This window comes from Enterobacter sp. FUJ80071 (assembly GCF_038739915.1).
Taxonomy (GTDB): Bacteria; Pseudomonadota; Gammaproteobacteria; order Enterobacterales; family Enterobacteriaceae; genus Enterobacter; species Enterobacter kobei.
This window is the reverse complement of sequence record NZ_JBBXKH010000001.1, coordinates 784408-803159: the sequence shown is the minus strand read 5'-3', so window position 1 is coordinate 803159 and position 18752 is coordinate 784408. Positions and strand designations below refer to the sequence as shown.

At 54.7% G+C, this 18752-nt stretch carries 14 protein-coding genes; 7 read left to right on the top strand and 7 right to left on the bottom strand.

Going from position 1 to position 18752, the window contains the following annotated elements; translation table 11 throughout:
* Positions 1-73 precede the first annotated feature (73 nt).
* The 3 genes from AAER43_RS03765 to AAER43_RS03755 are packed head-to-tail and all read left to right on the top strand — an operon-like array spanning position 74 to position 2225.
* Positions 74-793: a DUF2589 domain-containing protein gene (locus AAER43_RS03765; protein ID WP_023339019.1), complete on the top strand. Its 720-nt coding sequence runs from the start codon at positions 74-76 to the stop codon at positions 791-793.
* A complete protein-coding gene (locus AAER43_RS03760; RefSeq protein ID WP_023332099.1) occupies positions 786-1235 on the top strand; it encodes a lysozyme in 450 nt (149 codons plus the stop codon). The genes AAER43_RS03765 and AAER43_RS03760 overlap by 8 nt, the downstream gene beginning before the upstream one ends.
* 18 nt (positions 1236-1253) lie before the next feature.
* A complete protein-coding gene (locus AAER43_RS03755) occupies positions 1254-2225 on the top strand; it encodes a hypothetical protein (RefSeq protein WP_050862977.1) in 972 nt (323 codons plus the stop codon).
* 47 nt (positions 2226-2272) lie between these two features.
* Here the strand turns inward: AAER43_RS03755 and yacL are convergent, their stop codons facing one another.
* Positions 2273-2635, bottom strand: a complete 363-nt coding sequence (yacL, locus tag AAER43_RS03750; RefSeq protein WP_014882574.1) for a protein YacL — start codon at positions 2633-2635, stop codon at positions 2273-2275.
* Between the two features lie 190 nt (positions 2636-2825).
* A complete protein-coding gene (acnB, locus tag AAER43_RS03745; RefSeq protein ID WP_023332097.1) occupies positions 2826-5423 on the bottom strand; it encodes a bifunctional aconitate hydratase 2/2-methylisocitrate dehydratase in 2598 nt (865 codons plus the stop codon).
* An 890-nt stretch (positions 5424-6313) separates the two neighbouring features.
* On the opposite strand from acnB, the gene AAER43_RS03740 reads away from it, so the two are divergent.
* A complete protein-coding gene (locus AAER43_RS03740) occupies positions 6314-7867 on the top strand; it encodes a DUF3300 domain-containing protein (protein WP_050862976.1) in 1554 nt (517 codons plus the stop codon).
* A gap of 10 nt (positions 7868-7877) precedes the next feature.
* On the top strand, positions 7878-8669 hold the full coding sequence (locus AAER43_RS03735; RefSeq protein ID WP_045281044.1) for a DUF2950 family protein: 792 nt from the start codon (positions 7878-7880) through the stop codon (positions 8667-8669).
* A 63-nt stretch (positions 8670-8732) separates the two neighbouring features.
* On the opposite strand, the gene traT is transcribed toward AAER43_RS03735, so the two are convergent.
* The 5 genes from traT to pdhR form a co-directional block, all read right to left on the bottom strand.
* Complete coding sequence (gene traT / locus AAER43_RS03730) at positions 8733-9464, bottom strand: conjugal transfer complement resistance protein TraT (RefSeq protein WP_014882569.1); 732 nt, start codon at positions 9462-9464, stop codon at positions 8733-8735.
* 194 nt (positions 9465-9658) lie between these two features.
* Positions 9659-11083, bottom strand: coding sequence for a dihydrolipoyl dehydrogenase (lpdA, locus tag AAER43_RS03725; protein WP_023332094.1), 1425 nt, complete (start codon positions 11081-11083; stop codon positions 9659-9661).
* A 175-nt stretch (positions 11084-11258) separates the two neighbouring features.
* The gene (aceF, locus tag AAER43_RS03720; protein WP_014882567.1) at positions 11259-13154 is read right to left on the bottom strand and encodes a pyruvate dehydrogenase complex dihydrolipoyllysine-residue acetyltransferase; all 1896 of its coding nucleotides are present in this window, start codon (positions 13152-13154) and stop codon (positions 11259-11261) included.
* A gap of 14 nt (positions 13155-13168) precedes the next feature.
* The gene (gene aceE / locus AAER43_RS03715) at positions 13169-15832 is read right to left on the bottom strand and encodes a pyruvate dehydrogenase (acetyl-transferring), homodimeric type (protein WP_057057761.1); all 2664 of its coding nucleotides are present in this window, start codon (positions 15830-15832) and stop codon (positions 13169-13171) included.
* Positions 15833-15955: 123 nt separating this feature from the next.
* A complete protein-coding gene (gene pdhR, locus AAER43_RS03710) occupies positions 15956-16720 on the bottom strand; it encodes a pyruvate dehydrogenase complex transcriptional repressor PdhR (RefSeq protein WP_014882565.1) in 765 nt (254 codons plus the stop codon).
* A gap of 263 nt (positions 16721-16983) precedes the next feature.
* Here pdhR and AAER43_RS03705 point away from each other — a divergent pair, with 263 nt between their 5' ends.
* Together AAER43_RS03705 and aroP are read left to right on the top strand one after the other, a co-directional pair.
* Positions 16984-17211, top strand: a complete 228-nt coding sequence (locus tag AAER43_RS03705) for a hypothetical protein (protein ID WP_078309342.1) — start codon at positions 16984-16986, stop codon at positions 17209-17211.
* A 45-nt stretch (positions 17212-17256) separates the two neighbouring features.
* On the top strand, positions 17257-18627 hold the full coding sequence (gene aroP, locus AAER43_RS03700; RefSeq protein WP_047625524.1) for an aromatic amino acid transporter AroP: 1371 nt from the start codon (positions 17257-17259) through the stop codon (positions 18625-18627).
* The last annotated feature ends 125 nt before the right edge of the window (positions 18628-18752 follow it).

Here is an 18752-nt window from a genome sequence, read left to right as displayed (position 1 = left end):
CCACACATTCAAACGCATTTAATACCCCTGGCAGGTGCCCGGCTTACGGACACCTGCCTGAAGGAGAAAAAGCATGCCTGATTCACGTCGATTCTGGTTCAGCCGTAAATCGCCCGACGCTGTAACGCCTGAAACCAGTCCCGAAACCCCGGCGGATAAACCGACAACGCTGTCATCAGAAGATCCACCGGACATAACGCCGTCCCATGCTCCCTCCGGCGAAAACGGCAACACCGGAGGCAATGACGGGGGAAATAACGGCGGTGCCGGTGGAGGCGATAACGGTACGCCGCCGCCTCCTGCCGGCAACAAGGGCAACCACGCTATGGGCTTAGATACCCTGGTACAAGGGCTCCAGCACGCGGCTTTCAGTGCCAACCAGTATATGACCCATCAGTACATCGCCGTGCTCTCCCAGTTGTTTGAGCAGGCTCCGGACGGTAGCTACAAACCCGACTACGCCGAGCTTCAGCTGGATGATGAGCATCGTTTGAACGTGCCGCTGGTAACGCTTGCACCACCGCGCAATCTCTCGATGGAGAGAATGAAGATGCGCCTGACCGTTCGCGGTGATGCAACCGAATCCATAAGCACGCTAACAGGACAGGGAGAGCGTGGCCACTTCCTCGTCACCATGGCGCCCCAGCCCCATGAAGGTAAAACGGACACCCAAAACATTGATATTGAAATTGATTTTGTCGCTCAGGAGCCGCCAGAAGCGGTGCTGCGCCTGCTTGATGAATTCATCCACCGTATGACTCCCGTCCCCGTAAAGGAGAAAAACCATGAGTGATGCTTTGAAAACAACGGGCAATGGCGGCATTGCCCTTATCAAACAGTATGAAGGCCTGCGTTTAACCACCTACAAAGATGCCGTCGGCATTCCAACCATCGGTTATGGCCATGTCGAAAACCCGATCCCACCAGGCGGCACGCGAACCATCACCGCTGAAGACGCGGAGCAGATCCTACGTGAGGACTTGCAGCGTTTTGAGCATGACGTCAACAACATGCTGACGGTGGAAGTCACCCAGAACCAGTTCGATGCCCTGGTGAGCTTCGCCTTTAACCTGGGGCCAGCCAATCTGAAGAGTTCAACCCTGTTGCGCAAAGTGAACAGCGGAGACTTCAACGGCGCAGCTGAGGAATTTCCGAAATGGAACCATGCCGGTGGCCAGGTTCTGGCGGGCCTGACTGCACGTCGGAACGCTGAAAAAAACCTGTTTTTATCCTGATCAATCACGAGGTGTAACATGACAATTCGAATTCTTTCCTGGTGTGCTGACTCCTTTACGCATGAGGCAGACGACCTGCGAGGTGCGGATGAAGATCTGCTGGCACACGCCAAAGAGCGGATGGAATTCCGCCTGAGTCAGGTCAGTGCTCAGCTCAAAACGGTACTGGAAACCGACTCCGGCAGCTGGGACCATACCTTTGTCACGCTTCCAGAATTCTTCTGGAATACCCGCTGGAGTAATGTGCACAGTGAAGATGACATCATGAAGCTCGGTGATTTCTACATGAGCAATGTCAGCGACTACGTTAACAGACTGATTGATGCCTTCCCTGCCCGTTCCGGGGATCCCTCCTCTGCCATCACCTTTCTGGCGGGAACCTGTGCCATCCTGTATCGAGACGATGACGAGAGTGAGGAGACGCCCTGCCACGACGCCGTTTTTCACGCCGTGAACTGGCTGCTGTGCGGGCAAAATACCCGTAGCGATAAATCCCTGACGATGTGGCCGAAACGCTACGTTTCCACGATTGATTTCTTTCCTCAGACGGACGGCCACGCGATCCCGGGGCATATTTCTGCCCAATTGCCGGATGGTCAGATCATTCATATCGGCGACAGCAGCGAAGTGTCGGCAGAATCATTGCATGGGATCGTTGTCACCGATTACTTCACCAATACTTATGCGGGCGATAAGCCGTTCAGCATTGATATCTGTCTGGATTACTTCACGCAGGGGAATGTTCGCCCGGCGGGCTGGGAGCAACGGATAGCGGAGCTGCAGAGCAAAAACAGCGACATTGATTTTCTGATCGCCTGCGGAATGCCGGTCAGCGATCCGCCGCAAAACCCGGGTGGGGTGAAATTCCTTGTACGTAACGACGGTATGCCAGTCGCGTCTCAATGCCAGGCGTGGTCGTTCAGCGCCGGGAGGGCAACGCCCGTTGCAGCGACCAACCCTACCGCTAATTTTGTGAGATTTTTACTGTAGCGTAAAACCCGCAGATTCCCTCCGGTACTCTCCGGAGGGAATTTCCGTTACTTCTGTTTCATAAACGCCCGGTACGCAGCTACCACCTGCAAAAAGTCCTCGACGCCGCACAGCGACAGGCTCTCTTCATCGTAGTAGCTCATCCCCTCTTCCATCTCATCACCCGAAAACTCCAGCTGGTTGGCGCGCACCATCACCTCTTCGCCATCCATCCACAGCGTGTATTCATGTCCGGCACGTTGCCAGGAGCGTTCACTGCCTTTTACCGTCTTCGCCGCCTGTTCAACTTCATCCAGCAGCGCGAGATCCTCTTTCACCTCTTCGTTAAACCAGTGGCCAACGGCTTCGTGCCCCATCGACATACGCACTTTCACCACTCCGGTGATGTCGCGCAGAAATTCGTAATCCATAGTATTTTCCTCTGCAAAGCCATTAGGGTAATTATCGCAGCAGAGAGGAAGAAAAAAAGCGGGAGAGGCGGGAGGAATGAAAATAAAAAGTGAGAGCAAGACCCAGCGGCCTGATGCCCTCACCCCGTCCCTCTCCCACGGGAGAGGGTGCAAACACTAAAAACCGTCTCAACAGAGACGGTTTTGCCGTTTATACCGCGGTCTGGAAGATAACCCCGTCAGCCTTCTCGGTGTACTGAGAGAGCTGGTCGAAGTTCAGATAGCGATAGGTGTCCACCGCCGTCTTATCTACCTGAGCCACAAAGGTCTGGTACTCTTCCGGCGTTGGCAGCTTGCCAATCAGCGCCGCAACCGCAGCCAGCTCCGCAGAAGCCAGGTAAACGTTCGCACCGGTACCTAAACGGTTCGGGAAGTTACGGGTAGAGGTGGAGACCACCGTCGCACCGTCCGCCACGCGCGCCTGGTTACCCATACACAGGGAACAACCTGGGATTTCGATACGCGCACCACTCTTACCAAACACGCTGTAGTAACCTTCTTCCGTCAGCTGTGCGGCATCCATACGGGTTGGCGGTGCCACCCACAGGCGGGTCGGCAGCTGGCCTTTATGGGTATCCAGCAGCTTACCGGCAGCACGGAAGTGACCGATGTTGGTCATGCAGGAGCCGATGAACACTTCGTCGATCTTATCGCCCTGCACATCAGAGAGCAGACGCGCATCGTCAGGATCGTTCGGTGCACACAGGATTGGCTCTTTGATATCCGCCAGATCGATGTCGATCACTGCCGCATACTCTGCGTCAGCGTCCGCTTCCAGCAGCTGCGGATCCGCCAGCCATTTCTCCATGCCCTGGATACGACGCTCCAGCGTACGACGATCGCCGTAGCCTTCTGCAATCATCCACTTCAGCAGCACGATGTTGGAGGTCAGATACTCAATAATCGGCTCTTTGTTCAGCTTGATGGTACAGCCCGCCGCAGAACGCTCAGCGGAGGCATCGGTCAGCTCGAACGCCTGCTCCACTTTCAGATCCGGCAGACCTTCGATTTCCAGAATGCGGCCAGAGAAGATGTTTTTCTTCCCTTTCTTCTCAACGGTCAGCAGGCCCTGTTTAATCGCATACAGCGGGATCGCGTGAACCAGGTCGCGCAGGGTGATACCCGGCTGCATTTTACCTTTGAAGCGCACCAGCACTGATTCCGGCATATCCAGCGGCATCACGCCGGTCGCAGCCGCAAATGCCACCAGACCGGAGCCCGCCGGGAAGGAGATACCGATAGGGAAACGGGTGTGGGAGTCACCACCGGTACCCACGGTATCCGGCAGCAGCATGCGGTTCAGCCAGGAGTGGATAACACCGTCACCTGGACGCAGGGAGACACCGCCACGGTTCATGATGAAGTCTGGCAGCGTGTGGTGCGTGGTCACGTCAACCGGCTTCGGGTACGCCGCTGTGTGACAGAAGGACTGCATCACCAGATCAGAAGAGAAGCCCAGGCACGCCAGGTCTTTCAGTTCGTCACGGGTCATTGGGCCGGTGGTGTCCTGAGACCCCACGGAAGTCATTTTCGGCTCGCAGTATGCGCCAGGGCGAATACCCGCAACGCCGCACGCGCGACCCACCATTTTCTGCGCCAGCGAATAACCACGGTTGCTTTCCGCAACATCTTTCGCGTGACGGAACACGTCTGAGTGCGGCAGGCCCAGCGCTTCACGCGCTTTGGTGGTCAGGCCACGACCGATGATCAGCGGGATACGGCCACCGGCACGCACTTCGTCGATCAGCACGTCGGTTTTCAGCTCGAAGCTTGCCAGCAGTTCGTTAGTGTCGTGGTTACGCACTTCGCCTTTATACGGGTAGACGTCAATCACGTCGCCCATGTTCAGGTTACTGACATCCACTTCAATTGGCAGCGCACCTGCATCTTCCATGGTGTTAAAGAAGATAGGGGCAATTTTGCCGCCGAGGCACAGGCCGCCGCCGCGCTTGTTAGGCACGTGCGGAATGTCGTCACCCATGAACCACAGCACGGAGTTGGTCGCGGACTTACGGGAAGAACCGGTACCCACAACATCACCCACATAGGCCAGCGGGAAACCTTTCTCCTGAAGCGCTTCGATCTGTTTGATCGGGCCGACGCTACCCGGCTGATCCGGCTCAATGCCTTCACGGGCGTTCTTCAGCATCGCCAGGGCGTGCAGAGGGATATCAGGACGAGACCACGCATCCGGCGCCGGAGAGAGGTCATCGGTGTTGGTTTCACCGGTCACTTTGAAGACGGTCACGGTAATTTTTTCAGCCAGGGCCGGACGGTTGAGGAACCATTCGGCGTCCGCCCAGGACTGCATCACCTGCTTCGCATAGACATTGCCCGCTTTGGCTTTTTCTTCGACATCGTAGAAGTTATCGAACATCAGCAGCGTTGAAGAAAGCGCTTTCGCGGCAATCGGTGCCAGCGTGTCGTTATCCAGCGCGTCAATCAGCGGATGAATGTTGTAACCACCCTGCATAGTGCCGAGCAGTTCAATGGCTTTTTCAGGAGTAACCAGTGGGGAGGTGGCTTCGCCTTTGGCGATAGCAGCAAGGAATCCGGCTTTTACGTAGGCAGCTTCATCTACGCCAGGCGGTACGCGGTTGATCAGCAGATCTAACAGGAATTCTTCTTCGCCCTTAGGCGGGTTCTTCAGCAGCTCGACGAGCGCGGCCATTTGGGTTGCATCTAACGGTTTGGGTACAATTCCCTCGGCGGCACGTTCTGCTACGTGCTTACGGTATTCTTCTAGCACGACGGTTCTCCTCGCTCTCATTGTCATATGCGGCGGGCGTTCTCTTCACGCTCCTGTGAGACAGCAGTTGTAGGGTAAATGCCCGATACCGCGTCGGGCAGCATAGCAGGATTTCTGCACAGTGTTAATCTGTTTACAAAAAAGCAACATTAAAATATTTGCTGAATCGTTAAGCATGGTGTATCGGGGAAACGAGACGAATTCGGGGTACAAAAAAACCGCCTCACAGCGGTTAATTTGTTGCCTTGCGGTGGTAGCACACCGGGTTGGCAGATTTGCGGCAATCCCAACGCGATGAATTTTGCATCACGCCACGCTGGCTTGCAAGCCATTATGTCGATTTTGCGTAGCGCCTTCCTGCTTCGAATAAAAATCCTTTCAACTTCATTTTTCGTCTTCTGAAAGACCGCTGAGTCGATTACTCTTCTCCCCGGCCTGCTTCGCTGGCGTAGCAACCAGTCACCGGGCCCGGGAGCAGTTCCGTAACCTACGCGGCAATCCCAACTTGCCTGGTTCTGCCTTTCCCGGTGAAGAATGAACCCGCGTAGCCTGTACAGGAACGCATGCAATGGAGATGCGAATCACTGCGCTGATCGTTGCGATCGGTTTACTGCTTACCGCACTACACGGTGGCTGGAACATATCCGACATCACGGTGCTGTTCGTCGTCAACCTCGGCAACTAGCTGCTGGCCGCTCGCAAGAGCGGCCTTCTGAAACCCCGGCGGTTTTTCAACCCTCCGATATAATTGTGTAATAAATATTCACACTCTTTGTCCGGACAAAATCGACGCTTCCCAAGAAAAGTCAAAACCGTAAAAGACGGGTGAATAATACTCACGCCAACCGTAACGCCTCACGGCACAGCGCTTGTCTCGTTGGAGTCACTATATGAAGTTGCCCTTTAAGCCACATCTGCTCGTCCTTCTGTGCAGTACCGGGCTGTTTGCCGCCTCTGGCGTGATGTTTGTCAAAAGCCGTGCATCAGAGCCTGTCGCTCCCGCGCCTGTCGCCCAACAACAGGTGGCAACACCTGCGGCCCAACCCGCCCCCGTTGTCGCACCAGCTTACACGGCCGCGCAAATCGATCAGTGGGTCGCCCCGATTGCGCTCTATCCGGACGCGCTGCTGTCTCAAATTTTAATGGCATCGACCTATCCGGCCAACGTTATCCAGGCCGCGCAGTGGTCAAAAGATAACCCCAACATGCAGGGCGATGCCGCGATTCAGGCGGGGGCGAGCCAGCCGTGGGATCCCAGCGTGAAATCGCTGGTGGCGTTTCCTCAGTTAATGTCGCTGATGGGCGGAAATCCGCCGTGGGTACAAAACCTCGGCGATGCGTTTCTAGCGCAGCCGAAGGACGTGATGGATTCCGTTCAGCGCCTGCGCGCGCTGGCGCAGAAGACCGGCGCTTTACAATCCACGCCTCAGCAGACGGTCACCACCGTGACAAAACCGGCGGCAGCGAAAACCAGCACCACTGAGACAACGACAGCCACGACTTCCGCGCCCGCCCCAACGGTAATCAAAATTGAATCTGCCGATCCGCAGGTTGTTTATGTCCCTACCTATAACCCCAATACGGTTTACGGTACCTGGCCAAACACCGCGTATCCGCCAACCTATCTCCCGCCCTCGCCTGGCGAGCAATTTACCGACAGCCTGGTGAAAGGCTTAGGCTTTAGCCTGGGCGTGGCGACAACCTACGCCATTTTCAGCAATATCGACTGGGATGACGATGATGACTGGGATCATCACCATCATGACGATGACTGGGATCACGGCGGCTATAATCGCAACGGTGATAACAACATCAATATTAACGTTCAGAACTTTAATAAAATCAGTGGTCAGCGTCTGACGGACGCCAGCCGCACCTGGCAGCACAACCCGGCCTATCGGGAAGGTGTGCCCTACCCGACAAACCAGCTCAACACGCGCTTCCACTCCACCAACACGGCTACGGGGCTCAGCGCAACACAGCAAAAACCGGTTAGCCGCGATAGCCAGCGTCAGGCCGCCCTCAGCCAGATGGAGAAATCGACAGGCAAAACCTTCCCACAGACAGCGCACCCGGGGATTAAAGATGCACAGCGGCAGGCCTCAAGCGAACAGCTCAAGCAGATTTCTCAGCGCAGTAACTACCGTGGCTATGACACCAAACCTCAGACGGCGAAGCGGACAACCACACAGCAGCGCGAAAACCGCCAGACCGCAACGCAGCGACAGGAGAAACGAATCTCACAACCTGCGCAGCAACACGCGCTACAGCAGCGAACCAGTCAGCCCCGGGCGAATGCGCTGAGCGGTAACGACAGTCGCTCCGCCAACTGGCAAGCCCAGCAGCAGCGTGGTTCGCAAAGCAGACAACTGGCTGCCCGTCATCAGCCGCCGCGTCAGGCATCTGCCGGACGTGTTGAACACCGTGAATTCCGTCATCGTTAAGGGAGCAAACATGAAAAATAAACTTCTCTGTGGAATGGTGGTGTTCATGATGTCGGCGTCCGCGATGGCGCAGCAATCTTTCAGCACGCCAGAACAGGCAACAGATGCGCTGGCCAGCGCCATCAGCGAGCAAAACGAAAGTGCGATGAGCAATCTGCTCGGTGAAAACTGGCGCGACTTTCTGCCGCCTGAAGGGGTAGATCCTGATGCCGTTGCTCGCTTCCTGCGCGACTGGAAAGTCCGGCACAACACGGTTGTCGAGGGTAACACAGCACATCTTGCTGTCGGAGACAGCGGCTGGCAGCTTCCCATCCCGGTGGTTAAAACCGCTTCCGGCTGGCAATTTGACATGAAAGAAGGGGCCGAGGAGATCCTGACCCGCGAGATTGGGCGTAACGAGCTTGCCGCCATTGAAGCCTTACATGCCTATGTGGATGCCCAGCAGAGCTATTTTGCGCTGAACCAGAAATACGCGCAGAAAATTGTCAGCGCGGACGGGAAAAAGGATGGTTTGTACTGGCCCGTCTCGCCAGGCGAAACGCCAAGCCCGCTTGGTCCGGCGTTCAGTCCGAAAGAGCCTGGGGCGGGATACCACGGCTATCGCTTCCGCATCCTGCCGGATAATAACGGTTTCGCGATGGTGGCCTGGCCGGTCAGCTATGGTCAAACCGGCGTGATGAGCTTCGTGATAAACCAGAGCGACAGGGTTTACCAGTCCGATCTCGGCCGCGATTCTGAGCAGAAAGTCCGGGCGATGACCGCGTATAGCCCGGATAAAACCTGGCAGCCTGTCGAACCCTGAGTAACGTCAACGGACCACGTTTTGTAGGCCGGGTAAGGCGAAGCCGCCACCCGGCTGTTTTACTTACAGAATATTTGCCACCGATTTCGCCAACTGCGCTTCCAGAACTGGTTTCGCTTCTTCGAATTTCAAATTGACCTTGTTAGCATTCGATACCACGCGGGTCTGATACTTCGCGCGATCGCCCTGCTCGCTGCTGGTTTGCAGCTTCACGCCGGACGTACCCTGACGCAGCGCCGCAATGTTATCGGTGGTGACTTTCGCTTTGCTACGCTCAGAGATCTGCAGGTCGGTAACCATGGTGTAGTTCACATCTTCTACCATCGCATCTGCCGCCATGCCAATTAGCCCAGCCGCCAGACCCACGCCCAGCGCGGCGCCAGAGGAGTTGCTGTTGTAGGCGGTAATACCGGCACCCAGAGCGGCCCCCACGGCGGCGCCTTCATAGCCGGTTTTCAGGTAGCCCTGAGACTCGCGCAGGTCCATTTTGTCTGCTTTAAGGACGTTAGCCTGCACCCAGTAGTATGCGCTGTCAGGTGAGGACGTTACCTTATACCCTTTAGCGCTCAGATCGTTTGCCAGCAGCGTCTGAAGGTTGCTCATGTCTTTATCGGAGGTGTTTTTAACCTGGATGTAGACCGTTTTTTCACTGGAAGGCTCAAGCCAGATGGTCTCACTCATCTGGGTTTTCACTTCCAGGTTGCGTTTTTTCACGGCTGTCGTCATCGCGCCACATCCGGTCAGCGTCATGACTGACGCCAGTAAGCCAATTCCCACAACTTTCTTTAAAGACATGCGTTTTCCTTTTTTCGTGTAATTAAAAGTCCAGAACCCCTGAACAGCGCAGCCAGTAGCCACACAACGGTGAAAAAAGTATCGGCAGATGAAGAGGAATTTTTAGCGGAAATATCAACGAGATGACTACCAATTTGGGTAGTTTCAGGGCAAAAAAAACGCCTCCGGAGAGGCGTTTAGCAATCAAAAGAAACTTATTTCTTCTTCGCTTTCGCGTTTGGCAGGTCGGTGATGCTACCTTCAAACACTTCTGCCGCCAGGCCCACGGACTCGTGCAGAGTCGGGTGAGCGTGGATGGTCAGCGCGATGTCTTCCGCGTCGCAACCCATTTCGATCGCCAGACCGATTTCACCCAGCAGCTCGCCGCCGTTGGTCCCGACAATCGCACCACCGATCACGCGGTGAGTCTCTTTGTCGAAGATCAGTTTGGTCATACCGTCTGCGCAGTCGGAAGCGATAGCACGGCCAGAAGCAGCCCACGGGAAGGTGGCGGTTTCGTAGCTGATGCCTTTCTCTTTCGCTTCTTTCTCAGTCAGACCCACCCATGCCACTTCTGGCTCGGTGTACGCGATAGATGGGATCACTTTCGGATCGAAGTAGTGTTTCATGCCAGCGATAACTTCAGCGGCAACGTGACCTTCGTGAACACCTTTGTGCGCCAGCATTGGCTGACCGACGATATCGCCGATAGCAAAGATGTGCGGCACGTTAGTGCGCAGCTGTTTGTCAACGCGGATAAAACCACGGTCGTCCACTTCCACGCCAGCTTTGCCCGCGTCGAGGTTTTTACCGTTCGGCACACGGCCGATAGCCACCAGCACGGCGTCGTAACGCTGTGGTTCGGATGGGGCTTTTTTGCCTTCCATGGAAACGTAAATACCGTCTTCTTTGGCTTCAACGGCAGTCACTTTGGTTTCGAGCATCAGGTTGAATTTCTTGCTGATACGTTTGGTGAAGACTTTAACGATGTCTTTGTCTGCAGCCGGGATAACCTGGTCGAACATTTCAACCACGTCAATGTCTGAACCCAGCGCATGGTACACGGTACCCATTTCCAGACCGATGATACCGCCGCCCATAACCAGCAGGCGCTTAGGAACAGTTTTCAGCTCCAGTGCATCGGTGGAATCCCACACGCGCGGATCTTCATGTGGAATGAATGGCAGTTCGATTGGGCGAGAACCTGCCGCGATGATCGCGTTGTCGAAGTTGATCACGGTTTTGCCGTTTTCGCCTTCCACTTCCAGGGTGTTCGCACCGGTGAATTTACCCAGACCGTTTACCACTTTCACTTTACGGCCTTTGGCCATACCCGCCAGACCGCCGGTCAGCTGAGTGATAACTTTCTCTTTCCAGGTACGAATTTTGTCGATATCGGTTTTCGGCTCGCCGAAGACGATACCGTGTTCAGCCAGCGCTTTGGCTTCTTCGATCACTTTCGCGACGTGCAGCAGCGCTTTAGAAGGGATACAGCCGACGTTCAGACAAACACCACCGAGGGTGCTGTAACGTTCTACGATGACGGTTTCCAGACCTAAATCCGCGGCGCGGAATGCTGCGGAATAACCTGCCGGGCCTGCCCCAAGTACTACGACCTGAGTTTTGATTTCTGTGCTCATCATGACCTCTTAATTTATACCCGTCGTCCACCGGGTCGTTCTATCCGCCCGCATTTTACAAAATTGTTAACAATTTTGAAACAACAAACGGCTCATGAATTTTTGCTTACGCCAGTAACCTCAAAAACAGCATGAGATTACCAGAAAAAAGCCGGCCGACTGGCCGGCTTTTCGATTACATCACCAGGCGGCGAATGTCGCTCAGCATGTTGTTGATGATGGTGATGAAACGCGCACCATCAGCACCGTCGATCACGCGGTGGTCGAAGGACAGAGAGATTGGCATCATAAGACGCGGCACAAACTCTTTACCATTCCACACCGGCTCCATCGCGGACTTGGATACACCGAGGATAGCCACTTCCGGCGCGTTCACAATCGGCGCGAAGTGGGTAGTGCCCAGGCCGCCGATGCTGGAGATAGTGAAGCAGCCGCCCTGCATTTCGCCGGCAGTCAGCTTACCATCACGCGCTTTTTTGGAGATGGTGGTCAGTTCACGGGACAACTCAGTGATGCTCTTCTTGTTCACGTCCTTGAAGACCGGAACAACCAGACCATTTGGCGTATCAACCGCAACACCGATGTTGATGTATTTCTTCAGCGTCAGCTTCTGGCCGTCTTCAGACAGGGAGCTGTTGAAGCGTGGCATCTGCTCAAGTGCAGCGGCAACGGCTTTCATGATGAAGACCACTGGGGTGAATTTCACGTCCAGTTTACGCTTCTCAGCTTCGGCGTTCTGCTGTTTACGGAACGCTTCCAGATCGGTGATATCGGTTTTGTCGAAGTGCGTAACGTGCGGGATCATCACCCAGTTACGGCTCAGGTTAGCACCAGAGATTTTCTGGATACGGCCCAGTTCCACTTCTTCGATTTCGCCGAACTTGCTGAAGTCCACTTTCGGCCATGGCAGCATGCCCGGGATACCGCCGCCAGCGGCTGCAGCAGGTGCAGCTTCAGCACGTTTCACCGCGTCTTTCACGTAGGTCTGAACGTCTTCGCGCAGGATACGACCCTTACGGCCAGTCCCTTTCACTTTCGCCAGGTTCACACCGAACTCGCGCGCCAGGCGACGAATCAGCGGGGTGGCGTGGACATACGCGTCGTTTTCAGCGAACTCAGATTTTTCTGCTTTCGCAGCAGGTGCAGCAGCAGGTTTAGCAGCCTGAGCCGGTGCAGCAGCCGGTGCTGGAGCAGCAGCGGCAGCCGGAGCGGCGGCAGGCGCAGCGCCTTCCACTTCGAAGACCATGATCAGAGAGCCAGTAGACACTTTGTCGCCAGTGCTGATTTTGATCTCTTTAACGGTACCCGCGAACGGCGCAGGAACTTCCATGGAAGCTTTGTCGCCTTCAACGGTGATCAGTGACTGTTCAGCGGCAACTTTGTCGCCCACTTTCACCATCACTTCCGTCACTTCAACTTCGTCACCGCCGATGTCCGGTACGTTAACGTCTTTCGCGCCGCCAGCAGCAGCCGGTGCAGCGGCCGGAGCCGGAGCAGCAGCCTGAGCAGGCGCGGAAGCAGGTGCAGCACCCGCCACTTCGAAGACCATGATCAGGGAGCCAGTAGACACTTTGTCACCGGTGTTGATCTTGATCTCTTTAACGGTACCCGCGAACGGCGCAGGGACTTCCATAGAGGCTTTGTCACCTTCTACGGTGATCAGTGATTGCTCAGCCGCAACGGTGTCGCCCACTTTCACCAGGATTTCGGTGACTTCAACTTCGTCACCGCCGATGTCAGGCACGTTCACTTCTTTTGCTGCGGCGGCAGCTGCTGGAGCAGCAGCCGGAGCGGCTTCTTTCTTCTCTTCCTGCGCAGGTGCAGCAGCTGCTGCACCGTCGGCGGAATCGAAAATCATGATCAGTTTGCCGGTCTCGGTTTTATCGCCAACAGAGACTTTAATCTCTTTAACGATGCCAGCCTGAGGAGACGGGACTTCCATAGAGGCTTTGTCGCCTTCTACGGTGATCAGCGACTGTTCAGCTTCAACTTTGTCGCCCACTTTGACCAGGATCTCGGTGATTTCAACTTCATCAGCCCCGATGTCCGGTACATTGATTTCGATAGCCATTATTCTTTTACCTCTTACGCCAGACGCGGGTTAACTTTATCTGCATCGATGTTGAATTTGGTAATTGCGTCCGCAACCACTTTCTTATCGATTTCGCCATGTTTAGCCAGTTCGCCCAGTGCTGCTACAACCACGTAAGAAGCATCAACTTCGAAGTGGTGACGCAGGTTTTCGCGGCTGTCTGAACGACCGAAGCCGTCAGTACCCAGTACGCGATAATCATCAGCTGGAACGTAAGTACGAACCTGCTCAGCGAACAGTTTCATATAGTCAGTAGACGCCACCGCTGGCGCGTCATTCATCACCTGAGCGATGTACGGAACGCGTGGAGTTTCCATTGGGTGCAGCATGTTCCAGCGCTCACAATCCTGGCCATCACGAGCCAGTTCAGTGAAGGAGGTCACGCTGTACACGTCGGAACCGACACCGTAGTCCTTCGCCAGGATCTGTGCGGCTTCACGCACGTGACGCAGGATAGAGCCGGAGCCCAGCAGCTGAACTTTACCTTTGCTACCTTCAACAGTTTCGAGTTTGTAGATACCTTTACGGATACCTTCCTCGGCACCTGCTGGCATTGCCGGCATGTGGTAGTTTTCGTTCAGGGTGGTGATGTAGTAGTAAATGTTCTCTTGCGCTTCACCGTACATGCGCTGCAGACCGTCATGCATGATGACTGCCACTTCGTACGCGTAAGACGGGTCGTAAGAGATACAGTTAGGGATAGTCAGAGACTGAATGTGGCTGTGACCATCTTCGTGCTGCAGACCTTCACCGTTCAGGGTCGTACGACCAGAAGTACCACCGATCAGGAAGCCGCGAGCCTGCTGGTCGCCTGCCTGCCAGCACAGGTCACCGATACGCTGGAACCCGAACATGGAGTAGTAAATGTAGAACGGGATCATCGGCAGGTTGTTGGTGCTGTACGAGGTCGCAGCAGCCAGCCAGGATGCGCCTGCACCCAGCTCGTTGATACCTTCCTGCAGGATCTGACCTTTCTCGTCTTCTTTATAGTAAGCAACCTGCTCACGGTCCTGCGGGGTGTACTGCTGGCCGTTCGGGCTGTAGATACCGATCTGACGGAACAGACCTTCCATACCGAAAGTACGCGCTTCGTCGGCGATGATTGGCACCAGACGATCTTTGATCGACTTGTTCTTCAGCATCACGTTCAGGGCACGAACGAAAGCGATAGTGGTAGAGATCTCTTTGTTCTGCTCTTCGAGCAGCTGAGAGAAGTCTTCCAGCGCTGGCAGTTCCAGCTTCTCGGTGAAGTTAGGCTGACGAGCTGGCAGGTAGCCTTTCAGCGCCTGACGACGTTCGTGCAGGTACTTGTGCTCTTCAGAACCTTCCGGGAAGGTGATGTAAGACAGGTTTTCTACCTGCTCATCGGTCACTGGAACGTTGAAACGGTCGCGGATATAACGCACGCCGTCCATGTTCATTTTCTTAACCTGGTGAGCGATGTTTTTACCTTCTGCGGTATCACCCATGCCGTAACCTTTGATGGTATGGGCCAGGATAACAGTCGCTTTACCTTTGGTCTCACGCGCTTTTTTCAGTGCCGCGTAGATTTTCTTCGGATCGTGACCACCACGGTTCAGCGCCCAGATCTGCTCATCAGTCCAGTCTGCAACCAGTGCGGCGGTTTCAGGATATTTACCGAAGAAGTGCTCACGCACGTAGGCACCGTCTTTGGATTTGAAGGTCTGGTAGTCACCGTCAACGGTTTCGTTCATCAGCTGGATCAGTTTACCGCTGGTGTCTTTACGCAGCAGTTCGTCCCAACGGGAACCCCACATGACTTTGATTACGTTCCAGCCAGCACCCGCGAAGATGCCTTCCAGTTCGTTGATGATCTTGCCGTTACCGGTTACCGGACCATCCAGACGCTGCAGGTTACAGTTGATGATGAAGCACAGGTTGTCCAGCTTCTCACGGGTTGCGATGGTGATCGCACCTTTAGATTCTGGTTCATCCATTTCGCCGTCGCCCAGGAAGGCGTAAACGGTCTGCTCAGAGGTGTCTTTCAGACCACGGTGTTCCAGATATTTCAGGAATTTAGCCTGATAGATCGCACCGATTGGACCCAGACCCATGGATACGGTCGGGAACTGCCAGAATTCAGGCATCAGTTTAGGGTGCGGGTAAGAAGACAGGCCTTTACCGTGAACTTCCTGACGGAAGTTGTTCATCTGCTCTTCAGTCAGACGACCTTCCAGGAATGCACGTGCATAGATGCCCGGAGAGATGTGGCCCTGGAAGTACACCAGATCGCCGCCGTCTTTCTCGTTCGCTGCACGGAAGAAGTGGTTAAAGCACACTTCGTAAACGGTCGCAGAAGACTGGAAGGACGCCATGTGGCCACCCAGCTCCAGATCTTTCTTGGACGCGCGCAGAACAGTCATGATGGCGTTCCAGCGGATAGCTGAACGGATACGACGTTCCAGATCCAGATTGCCCGGGTATTCCGGTTCGTCTTCAACGGCAATCGTGTTTACGTAGTTGCTAGCCCCTGCACCTGAAGCAACCTTCACGCCGCCTTTGCGGGCTTCAGAAAGCAGCTGATCAATCAGATACTGAGCGCGCTCAACACCTTCTTCACGGATGACCGATTCGATCGCCTGTAGCCAGTCGCGAGTTTCGATCGGATCCACGTCATTTTGGAGACGTTCTGACATGGGGGTATTCCTTATCTATCTAATACGTTGATTTGTCTGGAACCTGTCCCATTGTGCTCTTCAGCAAGAACACAATAAGACAGGTTCTGCGTTTAGTTGCCGCGCTCTAAAAGTACCTGGCGCTTAATCCTTTCGTTGCTGTATGCGGCGTAATGAACGTTCGCGACGCGATTGTTCACGGCTGCGGTCCAGCAAGATTTCCTCAATGAAAGCCAGGTGACGGTGCGACGCTTCGCGCGCCTGCTCCGGTTCCCCGGCCATTATCGCCTCGAATATTCGGGTGCGATGGTTGCTTACCAGTGGGAGCATCTCCCGACGGGCATACAACAATTCAAAATTCTGACGAACGTTCTGGGCCAGCATCGGCTCCATGCAGCGTAGCAGATGGAGGAGCACCACATTGTGTGCTGCTTCGGTGACGGCGATTTGATACTGGACGACGGCGCTGGACTCGGCGTCTAAATCGCCGGACTGCTGTGCCCGTTCAATGGCCTGATGCAGCTCGCGGATACGCACGCGATCTTCATCAGTGCTGCGAAGGGCGGCGTAATAGGCCGCAATACCTTCCAGCGCGTGACGGGTCTCAAGCAGGTCAAACTGGGATTCTGGGTGGTCAGAGAGAAGTTCTACCAGCGGATCGCTGAAGCTCTGCCACAGGCTGTTTTGCACAAAGGTTCCGCCGCCCTGGCGACGAAGCAGCAAGCCCTTTGCTTCGAGGCGTTGAATCGCCTCACGCAGAGAGGGACGTGAAACGTCGAACTGTTTTGCCAGTTCGCGTTCTGGCGGAAGTTTCTCACCCGGGCGCAGAGTCCCTTCGAGGATTAAAAACTCCAGCTGCTGCTCAATCACATCAGATAGTTTTGGTTGGCGAATTTTGCTGTAGGCCATATTCCCTGTCTTACGCCTTTTTGCCCGGAGTCAATTGGTCTTACCAATTTATATTTCGTATCGCTAAAGTAACAAAGTATTCACCTTCTGTCCATATTGGTTTTGATTGAAATCAGTAAACCCTGCACATTTTAACAACCTTACAGAAATAACGTTTCAGAAATGTAACTTTGCACAAATGAGTTGATTACTCCCAAAGTGGGAGTTTTAACCATAATGAAACGAGGGTTTTTGCAATCTGAAGCGATTCAACAAGGCAAATTATGAAAATTCGCCCACTTAAGGCGCATTTCTATTCTATAGGTTGGGGTAAGAAGCGAGAGCGGAGTGATTTACAAATGCTTTCTTTTTATTCAACTCGTCATCAGCCCTTCATAAAGCAGGTGCATTCACAGGCACTTACCACTATTCTGGCGCTTACGGAAGTCATCTCCGCTTTTTTCGGTTCGTTTAACCGTAAAGAAATAAATACAGAATATGGATTTTCATAATTACACACGCACAGCGTGACATAACAACCACACACGAGGTTTCAAATGGAAGCTCAACAGCACGGCGATCAGCTAAAGCGCGGGCTAAAAAACCGCCATATTCAGCTCATCGCACTGGGCGGTGCTATTGGTACCGGCCTGTTTCTGGGCAGCGCATCCGTTATCCAGTCTGCCGGTCCGGGCATTATTTTGGGTTACGCGATTGCGGGTTTCATTGCTTTTCTGATCATGCGCCAGTTAGGTGAAATGGTTGTCGAGGAGCCGGTCGCTGGCTCCTTCAGCCACTTTGCCTATAAGTACTGGGGCAGCTTTGCCGGTTTCGCCTCCGGCTGGAACTACTGGGTACTGTACGTTCTGGTTGCCATGGCCGAGCTGACTGCCGTCGGGAAGTATATTCAGTTCTGGTATCCCGACATCCCAACCTGGGCTTCCGCTGCAGCCTTCTTCGTCATTATCAACGCCATTAACCTCACCAACGTAAAAGTGTTCGGCGAGATGGAGTTCTGGTTTGCCATCATCAAAGTGATCGCCGTCGTGGCGATGATTATCTTTGGCGGCTGGCTGCTGTTCAGCGGCAACGGTGGCCCACAGGCAACCGTGCGTAACCTCTGGGAACAGGGCGGCTTCCTGCCTCACGGCATGACCGGTCTGGTGATGATGATGGCCATCATTATGTTCTCTTTCGGCGGTCTGGAACTGGTGGGTATCACCGCCGCAGAAGCCGACAACCCTGAGCAGAGCATCCCGAAAGCGACGAATCAGGTTATCTACCGAATTCTGATCTTCTATGTGGGCTCGCTGGCGGTCCTGCTCTCCCTGCTGCCGTGGACGCGCGTCACTGCCGACACCAGTCCGTTTGTGCTGATTTTCCACGAACTGGGTGATACCGTCGTGGCGAACGCGCTCAATGTCGTGGTGCTGACCGCGGCGCTTTCCGTGTACAACAGCTGCGTATACTGCAACAGCCGTATGCTGTTCGGCCTGGCCCAGCAGGGCAATGCGCCGAAGATGCTGCTCAACGTTGATAAACGCGGCGTGCCGGTCAACACCATCATTGTTTCAGCCATTGTGACGGCGCTGTGCGTGCTGATTAACTACATGGCGCCGGAATCCGCATTTGGCCTGCTAATGGCGCTGGTGGTCTCTGCACTGGTCATCAACTGGGCGATGATCAGCCTGGCGCACATCAAGTTCCGCCGCGCGAAACAGCAGCAGGGCGTGACGACGCGCTTCCCTGCCCTGCTCTATCCGCTGGGTAACTGGATCTGCCTGCTGTTTATGGCGGCCGTGCTGGTGATCATGCTGATCACGCCGGGTATGGCAATCTCCGTCTACCTGATCCCGGTCTGGATTGCCGTGCTGGGCGTTGGCTATCTCTTCAGCCAGAAAAGCCGCAAGGCCATGAAGGCCCACTAAGTCTCCTCCGCGGTACCTGCTTTTGCGGGTACCGCGCGTTGTTACCTCCCTCACACTTTCATCCCTACAGCGTTTTTATCCATATCACCGCCCTGATACTGCAACGCATATATTCGTTTGCCAGC